Below are 16,055 nucleotides of genomic sequence, written 5' to 3' on the forward strand. Positions count from 1 at the left end.
GCCTCTGGCAAAAAGCGAACATTCCTAACCGCCGGATATAAGTATCAACGGGGAGCAAAGCAGATAGGTTTGTATGGTCATTTTGAGAAAAGGTCTTGTCAGAATTAATTTCTGATACTGACTGGCGTGGTTTTTCACATTATTGATTGTCAAACCCCTTACGATATCAGAACTCTTCGACTGCCCCGCGTAATGTCTCATCTTCTTTAGATAAAATTAAGCATTGCTTTCTTATAAATCTACTAATGATAATTTGCTATAAGCCAGATTGTTTCGTTGTTAGACAGGGTGCGGTGCGGCTTTTATCTTTCGTCATGATTTGTAAATTCCATACAAACATTTGATGAGGGAGCCATTTTGTCCATCCTACTGAAAAGCATAAAAACAAAACCCACGCGTTTTACTCTGGCGCTTAAAATCGCGTTACTCAGCAGTATGGTGGCTTTCTCTTCAGCCTCTTTCGCCGATGTACCCTTAAAAGAGGGCATTACACCAGCCACCGATGCCAGCCAGATTCCGGCAGTGGCTAAGCTGCGTAAAGACACTGTGGTGGCTGGTATCTCTGAACCGCAGGGTATTTTTAACCCTTATTTCTTTGTTAACGGCTGGGACGAAAACGTCACCAACGTGATTTTCTCACGTCTGATTGACTGGGATAGCCACGGTAAGCTGGTGCCAGGCCTGGCCGAAAGCTGGAGCGTTAGTCAGGATAACAATGTCTATACCATTAAGCTGCGCCCACACCTGACTTTCAGCGATGGCTCGCCCCTCACCGCCGAAGATGTGGCGTTTACCCTGACCGTGCTGCATGACCCGAAATATGATGGCGATACTGACATCACCCTCGCCAACATTGTGGGCGGCGCGGAGTATAAAGCCGGAAAAGCTGATAGCGTCAGTGGCCTGAAAGTGATCGACCCGCTGACATTACAGGTCACCACCGGGCAGCCTGGCGCGACAACGCTGGCGAAAATTGGCGGCCCGGTGTTGTCGAAAGCGTATTATGGGAAAGGGTATCAGCGCGGCAATCTCGACTATCTGCGCATGTTGCACGGTAAACCGCTGGGCAACGGACCGTATGTCTATGACAAATATATTCCGGGCCAGGAGATTCGTTTCCACGCCAATACCCATTTTTACCGTGGCACACCACCGACGCCGCGCTTTATCTACCGCGTAACCAACCCGTCCACTAACTTCCAGTTGTTCCAGACCGGCGAAACCGATTACGACTCGTTTACTTCTCGCCCTGATGATATCGAACAACTGAAAATGCTGGGCTTCGCCAATATCAACCTGTTTGGCTCCAGTGACTACAGCAAAGTGGAATTCAACGTACGTCGCCCGGCGTTGCAGGACGTGAAAGTGCGTCAGGCGCTGATTTATGGTCTCGACCGCCAGAAGTTGATTGATGTGGTTTATCAGGGCTATGGAAAAATGGCAATTGAACCTATTGCCCCGATTTCATGGGCGTATAACACAGATGGCGTGAATCCATACAAATTTGACCCGGCACAGGCGAAGAAACTTCTTGATGAAGCGGGCTGGAAACCGGGGCCTGATGGCATCCGCGTGAAGGACGGTAAACGTCTGGAGTTGACGCTGCTGGTGAGCAAGAAAGTGCTGAATGATGCGCTGATCCCCATCGCCAAAGAGAACTGGCAGCAGATTGGCGTGCTGTTGAAGCCGCAGGTGGTGGATTTCAACGCCCTCATGGCACAGCGTAAAGCCGGTAACTATGACCTGGCCTCTTTCAGCACCAGCACACTCAACGATCCACATGATGGCGTGTGGGATTACTACAGCACGGAGGCGAAAGAGTCCGGCTATAACAATCCGCAGGTTGATAAGCTGATCAACGAAGGTAATGCGGTGCTGGATGTGGAAAAACGCAAACCAATTTATCACCAGCTGTATAAAGTGCTGGCGGACGATCCGCCGGTGATTCTGCTGGGTAACCGCGAGATTTTATCGGCCAGTAGTGCCCGCGTCACCGGCTTTAAACCAGATATCTACAACGGGCTGACCGGTAGCCTGCCGGATGTGAAAATCATTAAATAACAGTAACAACTGCCGGGTCTCCCGGCAGTTGTCATGAGAAAGCTATGCGAAATTTTATCCTCAGGCGACTGCTGCAAACCCTGCCAATGCTGCTGCTCGCATCACTGATTATTTTTATGCTTTTCGCGAAAACGCCAGGCGACTTTATCGACGGTAACATTACCCTCACCGCTGCCCGCGCCGCCGAACTGAAAGCTATTTATGGACTCGATCAACCGATCCTTACCCGCTATCTGCATTGGCTCGGCCAGTTGCTGCGCGGCGATTTGGGGTTCTCGCTGCAATACCAAATTCCGGTGAGTCAGCTACTTAACCAGTACATCTGGAACTCGTTCCTGCTGGCAAGCGTTGCGCTGGTGTTTTACTGGAGCATCGGGCTTGCGGTGGGCATTGCCTCGGCGCTGAAACCCAATTCGCTGTTCGATCATCTGGTGAGCGTGTCGGTGTTTGCTGCCATGTCTTTCCCAACCTTCTTTCTCTGCCTGTTGCTTATTAAGTGGTTCGCAGTCGATCTGCACTGGTTGCCAGTGGGCGGCATGACCAACACCGGCAGCGACGATAACGGCTGGGTGTGGGTGATGCAGGTTGCGGCGCATCTGGTGTTACCGGTCATGGCGCTGGTGATGTTGCAGGCGGGCAGCCTGACGCGCTATTTCCGTGCCAGCATGCTTGACGTAGTGAAGATGGATTTTATCCGCACCGCGCGTGCTAAAGGGCTGCGCGAACGCACAGTGATCCTTAAACACGCGCTGCGCAATGCGTTGCTGCCAATCATCACCCTGTTAGGTTTTGAGCTGCCGGGGTTGTTTTCCGGCGCGATCATCACCGAAAAGGTGTTTAACTGGCCGGGCGCAGGGCATATTCATATTGATTCTCTGGCCGCCCGCGATTATCCGGTGCTGATGGGGTTCACCCTGTTTCTTGCGGTATTAACCATTGTGGGCAACCTGATTGCCGATATATTGTACGCGTGGGCCGACCCGCGCATTCGCGTGAGGTCGTGATGTTCGGTTCCCTTTTCTCTACGAATCGCCGCTTACGCAAGGCGGTAATTCCGGCGATGGCGCAGGCCACACCTTCTCCGTGGCACCAGGCGTGGAAAGCGCTGCGCCACAATCATCTGTCGATGCTGTGCCTGGTTCTGCTGGTAATCATGACCATCTGGTGCGTGCTGGGCCCGGTGTGGTCGCCGTGGAAAGATGACGCCACCGATGCGCTGATGATCAACAAACCGCCTGGCGCAGAACACTGGCTGGGCACCGATTTTCTTGGCCGCGATATTTATACCCGCCTGCTGCTTGCCGGTCGTATCTCGCTGATTATTGGCCTGATGACCATGCTACTTTCGGTGGCTCTGGGCTACCTGCTGGGTGCGGTATCCGGCTATGCCGGCGGCTGGACGGACAAACTGATTATGCGCATGGCGGATCTGGTGATGACGATCCCCAGCCTGCCGCTGCTGATTGTTGCCGGAGCGATGTTGTCTGAGCTGGATTTTTCGTCTGATTCGCGCATCTACATGGTAGTAGTGATGCTTAGCTTGCTGGAGTGGCCGAAGCTGGCGCGGCTGGTGCGCGGGCAAATCCTGTCACTGCGCGAACGTGATTTTATGCTGGCGACGCAGGTCCTGGGCCTCTCTTCGCGCCGCCGCCTGTTCGGTCATCTGTTGCCGAACACCATACCCATTCTGGTGGTGATGGCGACCATGGCGGTGGCCAACGCCATCCTGATGGAATCCGCGCTTAGCTACCTCGGCCTTGGCGTCGTACCGCCAACGCCCTCATGGGGCAATATGATGGACGCGGCCAACAGCCTGATCGACTTTCAGCGTCGCCCATGGCTGTGGATGCCGCCGGGCATTGCCATTTTTCTGACCGTCATCGCCATTAATGTGCTGGGCGATGGCCTGCGCGATGCGCTGGATCCGAAGATGAAACGGAGCCTGAAATGAGCGAGCCGCTAATTACCTTTAATAACTTATCCATCTCCTTCGCCAGCGAGCAGGGGCGTGTGCGCGCTGTACAGGATGTCTCCTTTACCATTCAGGCAGGGCAAACCATTGGCGTTGTTGGTGAATCTGGCTGCGGCAAAAGCGTTACCGCCATGTCGCTGATGGGACTGTTACCGCCGCAGGTTGCGCGTATCGACGGCGGAGAAATCCGCTTTGAGGGCACCGATCTGCTTGCTCTGAAGCCGTCGAAAATGGCCGATCTGCGTGGTAATCAATTAGCGATGATCTTTCAGGAGCCGATGACAGCGCTCAATCCGGTGCTGACCATTGGCGAGCAGCTTTGTGAACCGCTGATACGCCATCGCGGCGAAACACCAAAAGCGGCCTGGACGCACGCCACGCAAATGATCACCGATGTCGGACTCGGGCGTGCGGAGAGTCTGATGGGTTGCTATCCGCATCAGCTTTCCGGCGGCATGTTGCAGCGCATCATGATTGCCATGGCGTTAAGCTGCCAGCCGAAGCTGCTGATTGCCGACGAGCCAACCACGGCGCTGGATGTCACCGTGCAGGCGCAAATCCTGCGCTTACTGCGCGACCAGGCGCGGGCGCAGCAGATGGCGCTGATGCTGATCACTCACGATTTGGGGGTTATCGCGCAGATGGCGGAACATGTCGTGGTGATGTACGCCGGGCGCATCGTTGAGCAAGGCCCGACTGCCGATGTGCTACACAACCCACTGCACCCTTATACCAAAGGGCTTATCGCATCGCGCCCTGTTCCGGGCGAGCGCCGACGCCGCCTCTACTCCATTCCCGGACAGGTGCCTGACCTGGCCGAACTGCCGCCGTACTGCGCGTTCTATGATCGCTGCGAACGCAGAACCGCGCAGTGCCACGCGGTCATTCCGCCGCTGATCGGGCATACGCGGCAAGCCGCATGTATTCACAGTGAGTTAGCAGAGCCGATCGCATGAGCCAGCAATATGTTATTGAAGTGGACGAGTTGAAAAAGCATTTCTCGCTACGCGACGGGCTTTTTGGTCAGGAAACAGGACAGCTACGCGCTGTGGACGGCGTCAGTTTTAACATTCGACCTGGCACTATTTTTGGCCTTGTGGGCGAATCCGGTAGCGGTAAAACCACCGTAGGACGCACGCTGCTGGGGCTTTATGACAAAACGGCAGGTAGCGTGAAGTATCGTGGTCAGGAGTTGCAGGATCTGACGCCGAAACAGATGCGCGCGCTGCGCCCGAAAATCCAGTTGGTATTTCAGGATCCTTACAGCTCGCTGAATCCACGCATTCGAATAGGTGATGCAATTGGGGAAGCAATGCTGGAACACACGCTGTGCAGCAAAGAAGAACTGCGCGACAAAGTGCTGGAGGTAATGAAAATCTGTGGACTGGCGCCGCAGCATTACAATCGCTTTCCCCATGAGTTTTCCGGCGGCCAGCGCCAGCGTATCGGCATCGCCAGAGCGCTGATTCTCAACCCGGATTTTATTATTGCCGACGAACCCATCTCGGCGCTGGATGTCTCTATTCAGGCGCAAATCATTAACCTGTTTTCCGATTTGCGTGATGACCATGGCGTCACCTTCCTGTTCATCTCTCACGATCTCGGTGTCGTGGAGCATTTGTGTGATGACGTGGCAGTTATGTATCTGGGGAAACTGGTGGAAACTGCCAGCCGCGATGCGCTGTTCAGCCAGCCGCTTCACCCCTACACCCAGGCGCTGCTGGCGGCGGTGCCGACGCTTGCCCCTGGAAGCTTATCCGTGCCGGTGGTGCAGGGGGAAATTCCGGATCCTTCGCGCCCGCCCTCTGGCTGTCGCTTCTCTTCCCGCTGCCCGCAGGCAACAGTACGCTGTCGCACAGAAATTCCGGAACTGCGCGAAATGCGCCCCGGCCATCAGGTGGCGTGCCACTGGGTGCAGCTGACGTAATAAAAAAGAGAGGATTCATCCTCCCTGGTTGATGGAGTCTGACGTTCAATGATGTAAAAAACCACGCCTGTCAGTATCAGAAATTAATCCTGATACGACCCTGTCTGAAAAGGTCATAAAAACCTATCTGACCTGCTCCCAGCAAACTGACAAAGCAATGTAAGCAAGTTCCGCTTCTGGTAAAAAACTGCCTGCTGAAAAGGGCGGATGACCGCTATGAGCGAAGAGCGGACCTTTTTTGGCAAAGATTTATATATTCCAATTGCTTTAAATATCACTTTCTGGCGAAGCGCCTTAATGGAAATCAAGTAGAGCATCAATTAATATCCAAAACCTATGGAAATAAACCTTTATGGCTTTATGCCAGCACTACTCCCTGTTGCACTGTCCCCCGGAGTAAGCTTCACTCTTGTTATGAATGGAGCTCTGGCTGGCGGTTACAAAGGACTATTCAGAACGCTTGCCGGAACAGCCTTGGGTATATACACACATGCGGTTCTCATAGGGCTAGGTATAACCGCTGTGATCATCTCGTCTCCAGCAACTTTTGCGGTGTTGAAAGTTTTCGGAACCGCCTATCTGCTCTGGTTAGGAGCAATGCTCATCCGCAGCGGGATAAGGTCAAATGCCAGCGGGCTTGCTGTTACGAAACATTCGGTGACTTTAAGAGAGGCCTGGATAGCTAATATTTTGAATCCTAAAGCCATCATTTTTTATCTGACAGTCGTTTCGCAGTTCGCAGGGATACAGGGAGGCGTCTACAACTATCTGACATTGGCAACAGTACATGTCGTGGTCATGAGCGTTTGGCTTTTCGCTGTCAGTCAAACACTTATATTTTCAGTAAAAAAAACAAATCCATTAATGCTCAAAAAATACGTCAACATTGCCGGCGGGGTGTTGCTCATTGCTTTTACTCTGCACAGCCTGACCCAGTAACTCATCACCTTTAGCAAAAATGTCCGCTTCTGGCTGTGAGTTCAACTGATAGATGCAACACATTGGTTAAAACGCTCTGCGGGTGATTCATAGTCTAGCGTTTTTCTTGGCCTCTCGTTGAGCTGCCTGGCAACACTGTCTAGTCTTTGCTGGCTGTGAACCGATAAGTCAGTTCCTTTTGGAAAATACTGCCTAAGCAATCTGTTTGTATTTTCATTGGAGCCGCGTTGCCAGGGGATTGAGGATCGCAGAAGTAAACCTGGATATCTGTGGCTACAGTAAACCGGGTGTGGCTGGTCATTTCAGCGCCCCGGTCCCATGTTAATGTTTTATAAAGCTCAGCAGGTAATTCCCGGGCTTGTTTGATAAGTGCAGATATAACCGTTATGGTCTTGTTGTCCCTGATCCTGGCCAGCATAACAAAACGGGAATGACGTTCTACGAGGGTGACGATATAGGAGTTTTTAGAGCCCTGGATCAGGTCACCTTCCCAGTGACCGGGTATGGCTCTGTCAGCGGCTTCAGGTGGTCTTTCGCTGATAGAGATCGTATCCCGGATTGACCCTAATCCTTTCCCTTTAAGCGATGATGTTCTGGATCTACGCACGACTCTTCCGCTTCTGAGGCATTGCTGCAGTTCTTTTTTTAATGCACCCCGGGTTTGTATAAAAAGCGTTTATATATCGTTTCGTGTGACACATGCATTTCCTGATTATCCGGATAACAGCGTTTTCAGCCAACCGGCGATTTGTTCCGGCGACCAGTCCTGATGCATCTTCTCTGCGATGATTTTACACAGTGTGGGTCTTTCAATTAGCTTGCAAGGTTTTGGTCTCAGAGCATTTTCCCACGCAGCAGTATCCGCTTTTGATGCACGGTATTGATTTGCACCACCGTGCCTCTTTATCTCCCGGCTAATCGTTGAGGGGGCTCTCGATAGTTTGTTTGCGATCGCCCTGATGCTGATTTTGCTACCAGCGCTCTGGATATTTCCTCTCTTTCATCAAGTGAAAGCGCTAACGGATGCCGCTTTCGGACAGGGGGGCGGTATCCACCAGTCTGGTGGATAGTGGGCATAATAGAAGAATGATATCTGTCGAACATTCTGGCGATATCATGCAGGGAATCACCTTGCTTATATCTGTCCCAGATAATCGCCTTCTGCTCTGGCGTGTAGTTAATCCGAGTTCTTCGTTTCATGGAAACGCCCCCCTTGATTAGGGATAGCGTTGCATCGACCCGTTGAACTCACAGCGAACAGCAGACGTTGACTGATGACTACTCAGTGAATTCATCGTTATTGAACATACCCTCCCGGCAACGAACTCAATCTCAATCGTTCTCAGACAGCTAGCGCTAGTTGTTGATGACGCTCTATAAATTTCGCTTTGAGGGCGCTATAGCGATGAGCATCGTTCCTGCTGACTAATACAGCTGCGTGTTTTATCTCAGCATACTCTTCTGCAATGTCTTTGTTTCTTCGAAGATAATCACGGAAAGCAAGATGTCTCAATACCTGCATATCTCCGACTGCAAACGCATGAACTTGATGACTACGCTGATCACCACCTTTAATGAAATATCTGCGCCCCGCAATCCCGTTCTCACCGCGAGCAACATACCCGGCGTGGGCCATTGCTGAATGGTACTTATCCAGTTCATTGATGTCGGAAACTTCAAGTAGCATATCAATTACAGGCTTTGCTGAGAGACCAGGAACTGACGTGCTTCCAATATGATGGACATCCTTAGCCATTCCACCGAGCAATGTTTTTATCAGTAAACTTTCAGCTTCAAACATCTCAGGCCATCTATCAACGTATGGCACAACAATAATCTTCCGCATAAACACATTCTCTCTGTCCTAAGTGTGCAACTTAACCCTGAACCCCGGCATTGCCTGCAGCCGGCGTTCCCTGGTGAAAAAACAGAGTCCACTGGCCCTCATCCGCACAAATCCAGCAAGAGGAACGTAATGCATGATGGTTGCCATCAGCGTAAAACGTCCGATAGTGAAGCAGAGCGTAACCGCAGCCCATCTCCGTAAGACGGAAATCGCTGCTGAGAATATAAGGTGCAGCCTTTTCACTTAGCAGCGACGCAATGGTCTCTGACCGGTCGACCGTCACACCTGACCGGGTGATTTCACGGAATTCAGGATGAAGAATCAGTTCCAGCCACTCCGGATCATTGTGCCTGTCGCCGTGAAGGCTGCACTCAAGCAATCTGAGCTTCTCCAGAAGCATTCTGCTTATCCTCAAGTGATTAAGCCGGACGTTCAAATTTACCATAACAGTTCATGCGCTACTTCCACTTCTGGCGGTTTTGCCTTCTTGACTGAAGGGGTAATTATCTAAGAGCCTTCTTAACTTTTTTAGACTAACGCCCTACAATCGCTTTATCATTTTTAAACTTATCGGGCCGTAAGTTTAGCAACGCTCAGGTGTGGAAAAGCGTAAAACAAGCAAGATACATAAGGAATGAAGATAAGGGACAGGCATGACTGCATATTCAAACTCTGATGCGGTAAGGGACTTACGCCCGGCATTAGACAAGGCACCCATTGGCGCTGTGAACGGTGAATGGTTCTTTATTACGGAACAGGCTGGTGTTTCCTCGCAATATGGAGGTTACATGTATGCTGATGGGAGTCACGTTACTGCTGGTGACCATGTTTTTCAGAGGGTCTGCAACGTTGTCGATAAACTCGAAGCATTACAGATACAGTCCTTTAATAAGGTTATTGTTCGCTGGACTAAGTCTAAAATACCGTTCATGCGCGGGCGCGTTACGGTTGACACAATTTTCGATGAGACAATAGTGCCGCGCGGTCCTCTGAGTCCGATGTATGAGGCTGCCGCTGTCGCAAGGCGAGCATTCTGGAAAAGGTATGGCGACGTGTCAGATAGCTTTATTGCTGAACGAAATGACGCAAACGTACACAACCAGACGAAGTGGTTCGGGCCCCATCGCCGGGTACTCAGTACCAAAAGCAGCACCAAATTAACGCTGGCTACCGATGGTCTCTCGACGCCCTGGGCCGGCATTTCAGACCCGGAAAACGGCGTAAAATGCGAACTTTTCATGGAGCTGGATGCTTCAGATAATACCAGCCAGCAGATTGATGATTGGGCTCATTTGTTAATTAGCTTGGGGGATCTCGTTGCCGACGGCTATCAGGTCGCTGCCGATGTTGAAAAATATAGAGCCATACTGTTTTGCTCTCTTACCGACGACTATAAACCTATGTCCCGCATCATTCTCAGCCGTGATGCTCGTCAGATTGAAGGTTTGCCTTTCGGTTCAGTTCCGCTGATCCGTGTAACGCCGATAGCAGAGGCAGAGATTGAAAATCATGACCAGTCCGATGGATGGGCATCAAACGCAGCAAGGCATGCACTCGCGGAACGGCGGATAGAAGCGTAGATAATTATCATATGGTTATTCACGTCTTCTACAGAGAAAGGTGAACCGGTCACCTTTCTTGAGGAAGATCAGCATCAAATTATCAAAATTTGTTCTGCTTTAAGTAAAGAGCAGACGTTTCACACAATCATAATTCTGTCCAGACTATGCAGATTGAAATCACTGGAAAAATCATGGATATCCAACTCATAAGCGTCACCCCGGACAGCCCAGGATTTGCTGAGTTAAGATCGCAGAGCATGGCTGAAGGATTTAACATGTTACGCCGACTGGAAGATAACTGGCTTAGCGGACAGAACCGCTTTGATAGACCCGGAGAAAAACTAATTGGGGCTTCAGTAGATGGAGTAATCGTTGGCGTTGGTGGACTCAACATCGACCCGTTTACGCTAAAAAATGGCATCGGACGTCTGCGACATCTCTACGTAGACTCAGGATGGAGGAAAAGGCAGGTTGGCAGCGCCCTGCTCAGTGAGATACTTAAGGATTCTGGCCACTGGTTTGATTTTATCAACACAAACGCTCCTCAATCGGCATTCACTTTCTATGAACGAGCTGGCTTTGTTGCTTTGACGGGCATAGAAAAAGTCACGCACCATCTATGCCTCAGAGACCCAGCGCGTTGATATAGTCACGTCATGGATAGACCGCATTTTCTGTCCACTGAACCACTTTTCAGGAACGCCTGCCGAGATACAGCCCTGACTTAACCAAACCGAACCAATTTCAGGGAAATCAGAGCCATTACAGTTAAATCCGCACCGCCCTGGACACACTGCGTTTCTGACCAGGCATTCAGAACGGCGGCTTAAACATCTTCAGGAAATCAAAGGAACTGACTGGCAGCTTTGAGCGAATAGCGGAAGTTTGAAGTGGCTCTCACCTCTGATGAAGGTATTACTTAGAATTGCGGTGTTAATCAATGTGGCGCAAGTCATATAACTGGAATGCTTCGCGGTGTCGCGCTAGCACGTTTTATCGCCGTCAGCCCAGCGCTTGATATCAATTATCTTTGGTGACCGGATTCCCGTGCTCAAGACGTTCTTGGTTGTATAAAGGGAGACCTGTGCGTTGTCACCATGCCGACTTTCGATCTCAATTAGCGTGTTATTTATCAACAATCCCTGTGAAAGGAACTTTTGATTAATCTCCCCTGCTTTGCGTTCACCATCAAATTCGCTCAGTACGATGACCGGATTTCCTGAATATGCCTCATATTCGAGGCACTGTCTTGCCATGTACCTTAGGGTTCGATAAGTATCAGATGAGCCTGCCTTGCTCACGAAACTGCCGTCAAAAGAGGATTGGCTGCTTTTTAGTTCACTGACCGTAATAGCGCACCCGCTTAGTGAGAGCGAAATTAACAGGCTTGCAAGAACAACGTATTTCACGTTTAACTCCATCATTCAGGTAACGGCCATTCGCCGGGGCGGATCAACGTTGTCCTTGCTTTCAGGCGGACTTGTGATTTGGGAAATCAACCGAAACCATCAGCCCACCTTCTGCCGACGTACTGAGGCTTACGCTGCTGTTGTGTTGCTGCGCAACGGCTTTAACGATGGCAAGCCCCAGCCCACTCCCGCTTTGCAGCTGGTTAGGATCACGAAAAAATCTGTCAAACACGCGCTCCCTCAATTCAACGGGAATGCCAGGCCCTGCATCTGAAACACGTAACTGCGTGGATTGATTTAAGGATCGTAATTCCACCTCAATCCTCCCGCCCCAGGGGCTATACTTCACGGCATTTTCGACTACGTTATCGATAAGCGACATTAACCGTTCCCTGACGCCAGTCACCCAGATTTCCTCTTCGGCGTAAAATTCAAGTTCAATCCTGCGTTCCGCCGCGAGCGGTGCCAGCCCGGCCATACGTTCTTGTATGAGCGTTGTCAGCGGCAAAGGCTCCATAACCATGTCAATGCGCGCTTCGCTGTGCATCAGCAGCAGCAACTGATTGACCAGACGAGCCGCACGGCTGTTGCTGCGAACAATGCCCGCAAGCAACTCTTTTTGGCTGTCACTGCTCACATAAGATTCCAGCGCCTCAACATTGATTCGCATCGCCGCCAGGGGGGTACGCAACTCGTGAGCGGCATCGGCAATGAAAACGCGTTCCCGTTCAGTGCTTTCCCGCACCCTGGCAAGAAATCCATTAACCGCGTCAACCATCTGGCGAAGCTCCCTGTGCTTTGGCACTGCTTTTAAGGGCGAGAGATCGTCCGGCGTGCGTAAGGACACTTCATTTACCACTTTATTCCATGGGCGCATTGCAATGCGGATCGACAGCCAGGCAGGGAACAAAAGAAAAGGAATGCATACCAGCAGCGGCATCACGTAGTAGCCACGCGAGTTCAGATAGATAAAGAAATTCCAGCCTCCAGCAGGGGTGATAAGCGTGACCTCTGTGTCGGCGTTCCCGGACTTTAAGGTACGGCTGTTCCAGGCGCGACCATCACTCTCCACGCGCTCAATTTTTCCATAACGGCTGTTTATCACTCCGACTGGCGCACCATCAGAGGCATAAATTATCTCTTTATTCTCGCGTACGATAAGGCTGATTGAGAGTGCTGGATCTTCACCGCCGCCATAATTTTCCCGTACTGCCTTACTTAATGCAGCCAGCACATGCGTTCGCTCCTGCGGGCGATCGTCCATACTCTTAACCACAGTAAAAATGGTTTCGTACGTCTTGCTGCCCGTTAATATCGCCGGACTACGTAAGTCCTCCCACAAAACGTAAGTCAGAAAAAGACACCAGAGCAGAGTGAGCAATAGCATCTGCGCTACCATAATTCGCCGCACGAACGTTGGGGTTCTCAGATGGCGCCAGACATTTCGCATCAACCTGCTCCCTTCTGAATGGGTACGGTATCAATGACATACCCAACGCCCCTCACCGTTCGTACATAGCCTTCGCCGATTTTGCGACGCAAATTCCCCATATGCACATCAAGCGCATTACTCATATTTTCTTTTGCGCCGAAGATCCTTTCTTCCAGAAAACTGCGAGTAAGCACGCGGTCAGTGCGTAACATCAACGTTTCAAGCAGCGCGTATTCACTTGCCGTCAACTCAATATGCCGTGCATTCACGGTCACGCGTCGTGTGGGCACAAAAAGTGATAATCCCCGAAGTTCTATCGCCTCGTTCTGAAAACCATAACTGCGGCGCGCAAGCGCTCTCACCCTCGCCAGCAACTCGGCGAGAACAAACGGTTTGACGAGATAGTCGTCTGCACCCGCGTCCAGCCCGGAAAGGCGATCGTGCAGTGTGCCTCGCGCCGTCAGGATGATCACGGGAATGCCCTTGTGCTGCTGACGCAGGCCCACCATCAGACTCATGCCATCGCCGTCGGGTAATCCGAGGTCGAGCAACACAAGTTCAGGCACGCAGACATCAAGCTGATGCAGCGCATCCTCTTTGCGGCGAACCCATATAACATCAAATCCTTGATCTGCAAGGGCAATACGTATGCCGTTACCGAGATCCAGGTCGTCTTCAATCAGGAGTATTTTCACAATGGTTACGGTATCAGCAGTGAATGAAGAACGTCTGAAGAAAAAAACGGTATCAGGAAATCTATCAGCTTTGCAGCATCTGTGGTTGCTTCACCCTTTCTTCATTTTTGGCTCATGAGAACTTTAGCGGGCGCATTCAAAATGAACGTTCTGGCGTTTACAACCCGCTTGCATCGTAATCATTTGAATGCATAAGGACTTCTTTAATGAGAAATAACACACTGCGTCATAAGTTCCCCCTTTCACTCACGGGGTACAGCCTGAAAAAAATGTTGTCGGGCGCAGTCCTGGCGTTACTGACCACCCCGATACTGGCGGCAGCTCAGAATCAGGGCAACGCGTTGACGGTGGGAGGCGGCGCGAACGTGACGCCACGTTATTCTGGTTCGGACAAAAGCCGCGTCACGACTTCCCTGGTGCTTGATTACACCATGGAAAATGGTTTCTTCGTCAGCTCCACGCGGGGCATCGGTTATGGCAATAACATCGGCAAATTCGATTACAACGCTGCGGTGAGCTATCGCGCAGGCCGTAAGGATCGTGACGTGGACAGTGACTCCCTAAGCGATGGCAGCGACTATTTGCGAGGTATGGGGGATGTCAAAGGCTCGGCTCTCGGTGTATTTGGCTTGGGATACGGGGTGACCGACTGGCTTAATTTGCAATTGCAGGCTGAAGTGCCATTTTCTGAGCAAAACAATGGCACGGCATTGCATTTTGGCATTAATAGCCCGCTCTATACCTCACCGAATAATACAGTAACGCTGGCGCTGACCGGCAGCTGGGGGACGGACAAATACATGCAGACTTACTACGGAGTCAGTGCATCTCAATCGGCTGCATCAAGGTTTATCCGATATGATGCCGGATCGGGAATTTATGCCTGGTCGATGAATCTTGACTGGACACACAAGTTCAATGAGGACTGGAGCGTGATTGCCGCAGCAGGCGTTACGCAGTTAACGGGAGATGCGCGCAATAGCCCGATTGTGCAACGAGAAATATCACCCACAGGAAGCCTGCTGGTGACATACCACTTCTGATCGTTATTCAATGTGTGTTTCCCGCCAGCTTATGGCTCTTCTCTGCCAATAAACACGCTTTCTAATCCACCCTCTTTTCAGCTAACGGGGCAGTACGCAACAGATTGCAAAACCTAAAGCTTCAGCCCCGAACATGTATAACATCTGTTCACCTCCGCTGGCGCAACAGCAAAAGCGCGCGCGCCGAAGAACATGCCTACCTTGCTGGTGTTGCGGAATTCGCCAGCAATGCATCGGCGATATCCAGTATGGACCGCAGCGATCGATATGCCGGAGATAATAGTGACATCCCTCGGCGGCATTTGAATACTCTGCAATCCGGCGATGGCGTCGCCATGAGTCCCTGGCAGCATGGCGGCAATCCCTATTCCCCGATGGCACATCTGCGCCTGAACGTCCCGACAGGTGCTGGTGAACATGCACCGCGATTGAGGGAATCTATCGGGCAACCAGGCGACGTAAAAAAAGCGGGATGTACCGTATTAATAAGAATAAGCCCAGTGTCGTACCTACAATGAAGCGAGCATGCGATAGAGCGAGTTGCCTGCCTCCGCCACGGTGATGGATTAAGACTCGGAGTAAAGACGGTCACAAGGATAATGCCGACTACTTACTTTTTGAGAACAGTCTCGGACATAAGCTTAACTATACCCACTCAGAAAATGATATGGCTGTAGATTGCTCCCTGCATATGAGTACATCTTGATGTCAGTAATGTCAGCTTATGGCACAAAGCGGACTGACGGCAGGCCAGGGTCCGCTATGAGCGAAGAGCGGATATATTTATAGATAAGAACAGACCTGGATTTTCTGGAGCAATCATACCCATTTCAGCTACGCGTGGGAACGATGTTATCCAGACCTGCATTACGCCATATACGGAGTAAGCTATGCCGGGAATGAGGATATCCTTCCTGCAGGTGCTGAAGAGATTTTAATCGCGTTACGTCGAAATGACGAAAGTCGTTACGTTTTTCACACCATGCAGCAAGCACAATAGCGCCGGAGAAGTAACCCAGCGCGAAAGGCCATATCGTTCTTTCACTCATATTACCGAGTCTGTCTGTATAACCTGCACGGATTTTACGTCTCCACCTGATGGCGCTTCGAACAACGCTCAGGTTTTCAAAGTTGTGATGAGCTTCCTGTCTCTTTCCCACCAATAATGA

The 16,055-nt window shown here is 51.1% G+C and carries 15 protein-coding genes and 1 pseudogene; 9 read left to right on the forward strand and 7 right to left on the reverse strand.

What is annotated here, in order from left to right:
• Nucleotides 1-435: 435 nt before the first annotated feature.
• From OK409_RS21505 to OK409_RS21530, 6 genes are all read left to right on the forward strand, one after another.
• Nucleotides 436-2,061 carry an ABC transporter substrate-binding protein gene (locus OK409_RS21505; RefSeq protein WP_413629652.1) on the forward strand — a complete coding sequence of 542 codons (1,626 nt, stop codon included), beginning with the start codon at nucleotides 436-438 and terminating at the stop codon, nucleotides 2,059-2,061.
• A 44-nt stretch (nucleotides 2,062-2,105) separates the two neighbouring features.
• A complete protein-coding gene (locus OK409_RS21510) occupies nucleotides 2,106-3,065 on the forward strand; it encodes an ABC transporter permease (protein ID WP_033760938.1) in 960 nt (319 codons plus the stop codon).
• Nucleotides 3,065-4,012 carry an oligopeptide ABC transporter permease gene (gene opp4C / locus OK409_RS21515; protein WP_033780026.1) on the forward strand — a complete coding sequence of 316 codons (948 nt, stop codon included), beginning with the start codon at nucleotides 3,065-3,067 and terminating at the stop codon, nucleotides 4,010-4,012. The genes OK409_RS21510 and opp4C overlap by 1 nt, the downstream gene beginning before the upstream one ends.
• The gene (locus tag OK409_RS21520; RefSeq protein WP_033760944.1) at nucleotides 4,009-4,989 is read left to right on the forward strand and encodes an ABC transporter ATP-binding protein; all 981 of its coding nucleotides are present in this window, start codon (nucleotides 4,009-4,011) and stop codon (nucleotides 4,987-4,989) included. The genes opp4C and OK409_RS21520 overlap by 4 nt, the downstream gene beginning before the upstream one ends.
• Nucleotides 4,986-5,960, forward strand: a complete 975-nt coding sequence (locus OK409_RS21525) for an ABC transporter ATP-binding protein (RefSeq protein WP_033773706.1) — start codon at nucleotides 4,986-4,988, stop codon at nucleotides 5,958-5,960. The genes OK409_RS21520 and OK409_RS21525 overlap by 4 nt, the downstream gene beginning before the upstream one ends.
• 336 nt (nucleotides 5,961-6,296) lie before the next feature.
• Nucleotides 6,297-6,899, forward strand: a complete 603-nt coding sequence (locus OK409_RS21530) for a LysE family translocator (RefSeq protein WP_264367510.1) — start codon at nucleotides 6,297-6,299, stop codon at nucleotides 6,897-6,899.
• Nucleotides 6,900-6,940: 41 nt separating this feature from the next.
• Here the strand turns inward: OK409_RS21530 and OK409_RS21535 are convergent.
• From OK409_RS21535 to OK409_RS21545, 3 genes and pseudogenes are all read right to left on the reverse strand, one after another.
• Nucleotides 6,941-8,099: pseudogene (locus OK409_RS21535) on the reverse strand (IS30 family transposase).
• 142 nt (nucleotides 8,100-8,241) lie between these two features.
• Nucleotides 8,242-8,745 carry a GrpB family protein gene (locus OK409_RS21540; RefSeq protein WP_033760036.1) on the reverse strand — a complete coding sequence of 168 codons (504 nt, stop codon included), beginning with the start codon at nucleotides 8,743-8,745 and terminating at the stop codon, nucleotides 8,242-8,244.
• Between the two features lie 31 nt (nucleotides 8,746-8,776).
• Nucleotides 8,777-9,145 carry a DUF4440 domain-containing protein gene (locus tag OK409_RS21545; RefSeq protein WP_264367511.1) on the reverse strand — a complete coding sequence of 123 codons (369 nt, stop codon included), beginning with the start codon at nucleotides 9,143-9,145 and terminating at the stop codon, nucleotides 8,777-8,779.
• Between the two features lie 253 nt (nucleotides 9,146-9,398).
• Between OK409_RS21545 and OK409_RS21550 the strand changes: the two genes are divergently transcribed.
• Both OK409_RS21550 and OK409_RS21555 read left to right on the forward strand, forming a co-directional pair.
• Nucleotides 9,399-10,325 carry a hypothetical protein gene (locus OK409_RS21550; protein WP_264367512.1) on the forward strand — a complete coding sequence of 309 codons (927 nt, stop codon included), beginning with the start codon at nucleotides 9,399-9,401 and terminating at the stop codon, nucleotides 10,323-10,325.
• A 173-nt stretch (nucleotides 10,326-10,498) separates the two neighbouring features.
• Nucleotides 10,499-10,951, forward strand: coding sequence for a GNAT family N-acetyltransferase (locus tag OK409_RS21555; protein ID WP_033760123.1), 453 nt, complete (start codon nucleotides 10,499-10,501; stop codon nucleotides 10,949-10,951).
• A gap of 339 nt (nucleotides 10,952-11,290) precedes the next feature.
• Here OK409_RS21555 and OK409_RS21560 read toward each other — a convergent pair whose 3' ends face one another.
• The 3 genes from OK409_RS21560 to OK409_RS21570 are packed head-to-tail and all read right to left on the reverse strand — an operon-like array spanning nucleotide 11,291 to nucleotide 13,843.
• On the reverse strand, nucleotides 11,291-11,728 hold the full coding sequence (locus tag OK409_RS21560) for a hypothetical protein (protein ID WP_364109860.1): 438 nt from the start codon (nucleotides 11,726-11,728) through the stop codon (nucleotides 11,291-11,293).
• Between the two features lie 49 nt (nucleotides 11,729-11,777).
• Nucleotides 11,778-13,166 (reverse strand): sensor histidine kinase, encoded by a 1,389-nt coding sequence (locus OK409_RS21565; protein ID WP_029519286.1) that lies wholly within the window; start codon nucleotides 13,164-13,166, stop codon nucleotides 11,778-11,780.
• On the reverse strand, nucleotides 13,166-13,843 hold the full coding sequence (locus OK409_RS21570; RefSeq protein ID WP_010259845.1) for a response regulator transcription factor: 678 nt from the start codon (nucleotides 13,841-13,843) through the stop codon (nucleotides 13,166-13,168). The genes OK409_RS21565 and OK409_RS21570 overlap by 1 nt, the downstream gene beginning before the upstream one ends.
• 206 nt (nucleotides 13,844-14,049) lie before the next feature.
• Here OK409_RS21570 and OK409_RS21575 point away from each other — a divergent pair, with 206 nt between their 5' ends.
• Nucleotides 14,050-14,886, forward strand: coding sequence for a MipA/OmpV family protein (locus OK409_RS21575; protein WP_010259842.1), 837 nt, complete (start codon nucleotides 14,050-14,052; stop codon nucleotides 14,884-14,886).
• Nucleotides 14,887-15,716: 830 nt separating this feature from the next.
• Here OK409_RS21575 and OK409_RS21585 read toward each other — a convergent pair.
• Nucleotides 15,717-16,055, reverse strand: a 339-nt coding sequence (locus OK409_RS21585; protein ID WP_264367513.1) for a helix-turn-helix transcriptional regulator, incomplete at its 5' end; no start/stop codon positions are given.

Source organism: Pantoea sp. RG18, from assembly GCF_025910075.1.
GTDB lineage: Bacteria > Pseudomonadota > Gammaproteobacteria > Enterobacterales > Enterobacteriaceae > Pantoea > Pantoea agglomerans.